Source organism: Aureivirga marina (assembly GCF_015767265.1).
GTDB classification, from domain to species: Bacteria; Bacteroidota; Bacteroidia; order Flavobacteriales; family Flavobacteriaceae; genus Aureivirga; species Aureivirga marina.
The window spans coordinates 1-2,521 of the sequence record NZ_JADPIB010000016.1 but is presented as its reverse complement, the minus strand read 5'-3'; the positions used below and the strand labels follow the sequence as shown (position 1 = coordinate 2,521).

Annotated in this window: 1 pseudogene; it reads right to left on the bottom strand. The window is 36.2% G+C overall.

Annotated features, from left to right (window positions below):
• Positions 1-2,521 (bottom strand): annotated as a pseudogene (locus I1A51_RS17560) (hypothetical protein); the annotation flags it as partial.

Sequence of the window (2,521 nt, the reverse complement as noted above, 5' to 3'; positions counted from 1 at the left end):
CGGCTCTGGAGTTAAGTTTGGTTTTGGAAGTGGCTCCACAACTAATGTCAGCGAAGAAATCGCATAACATCCTGTTGTTTGATTCTCCACACGAACATAAAGCTCCTGTGCATTTGCTGTTGTGTTTACAAAGTTTGTGAAATCTGGAATATCCACGATGTCTCCCTCTGCATTCTCTTGTGTTGTATGATAAGTTACAACCATTCCTAATTGTCCTACTAGATAATGATCATTTCTTTGTGTTAAGTCAAAACTTGCGATTCCATCATAATCATCATCACAAATAATCAGCTCATTATTTGGATCTCCAATATTTGGCATTTGCTCAATGATCAGCTCAATGCTCTCCACAATATAACATCCTCCTCCGTTTTCTACACGAATCCAAATTGTTTGTTGGTTTGCGATTGTATTTAAAAATGGCGAATCAATATCTATCGGATCTTCAATTGCTTCTGCATCTTCTTCTGATAGATACATCGTGATTGTTAGAAGTGGATTATCTGATAAAATTCCATCTCGAATCACAGATAAATCAAATATTGCAAATCCATCTGTATCATCATCACATAAAACAAAATCTTCTAATGGAGATATTGATGGTTTTTCTGATAATACAAGTTGTAATGGTTGTGTGATAAAACATCCTGTATCTAAATTCTCTATTCTTACATAAATTGTTGAAGCTACTGAATAATATAAATCTGGAAGCATCGGTGTTCCTTCATCTGCATTTTGTTGTGTATAATGGTAAGAAATATCATATTCTTCAAATGGATCTAAAATCGTTGAAACCTCATTTAAATCAAAGATTGCATATCCATCATAATCATCATCACAAGCCTCGAAAATAGTTAACTCCTCTACTGCTGGTAGTGGATTTACAATTAAATCTAAAACAACATAAGCATTACATCCTGTCTCTGTGTTTGTAACCACGGCATACACCGCCTGAGATCCTGCTGTGATGTTTGTATATACACTTAATTTATCAATCACTGGTCCATCTACAGCTCCTTCATGATACGTTACAACTCCTGTTGTTCCTCCTAAAATCTCTGCATCTTTCTCATATAATAAGAACCCTTCTACAAATCCGTTTGTTGAGTCTCCATCTTCATCATTATCACAAAGCTCATATGGCTCTGGTTGCACAAGAACTGGCGTAGCATTTACTTGTACTGTAAGCGGAACTACATTTGCACAATTTGTAGAACTATATTCTGCACGAACCCAAACAGTTTGTGGGTTTACATCATTTACAAATCCTGTTGGATTTACAATATATCCAACTCCTGGTGTTACATCTGTAACATCTCCTGCAATGGCAGCTTCTTCAGTATAGTAATATTCAAAAGTAATTCCTGTCTCTGCTACGATATCTCCCTCACGAATTGTTAGATCGAATGTTGTAAATCCGTCCACAACATCATCATCACAAAGCTCAATCGCATCTGCTTCGATAGCCGTTGGTGTTGGGTTTACGATTAATTCTAATGCAACGATATCTGTACATCCTGTGATTACATTTTTCACTAAAACATAAATCACTTGATTGTGAATATCCACATTTGCATATTGTGATGGATCATCAATTGCATTTGAGTAAACTTGCTCTTGTGCATCGATTAATTCCTCGAAATAAGTAACTTCTACTTGCCCTAAAGCATAAGTAATTTCTGTTTCTTTAAGTGTTAAATTAAAGATTGCAAATCCATCATTGTTCTGATCACAAACCTCCAGTGGTGTAGGAATTGTAGATTCTGGTGATTCGTTGATAATCACATTCATCTCTGTTGTGTCATAACAATGCGTTACATTATTTTCCACTCTTACAAAAACAGTGAAGTTATTTGGCGTAGCATTATTAATATATGGCGAAGAAATTGCTCCTGTTCCTGCAATTGCTTCTGCCTGCGTGTGATGGTAAGTTACTGTGAATCCTGGCGTGTCAAATGTATAATATCCATCTGCTTCGTCTAATTGCACTGTTGTAATTCCATCGTTAATATCATCATCACAAACCTCAAAATCCAATACCTCTGGAAGTGTTGGTTGTGGTAAAACTTCAATGTTGAATGGCGTTACAGTTCCACATCCTGTAACATCATTTTTAAGCACTGCATAAATTGTTTGAATCGGTGTGATTGTGTTTTCAAAAGCATCAGGAGCTGCGATGTATGCAAAAGAACCTGTGTTTCCGCCAACTTCATCAATCACTGCTTGATTTGCTTCGTTTAAATCTGTGAAATATGTGATTGAAATTCCGTTTTGACCATTTAAAATCTCTGCTGTTGTAGCGCCATTTGTAAGATTAAAAGTTACGGCTCCATCTCCATCATCACACATCTCGATGTTGCTCACTGGATTGATCAGTGGTTTTGGATGAACAATTACATAGAAACTTGTAATTGCAAAACAATCATCCACTGCATAATAAACTCTTACCCAAACTTGGTGTACGTTCTCCGTAGCATTTTGGTAGTTTACGATATCTGCTCCTGTAATCTCATCTACATTT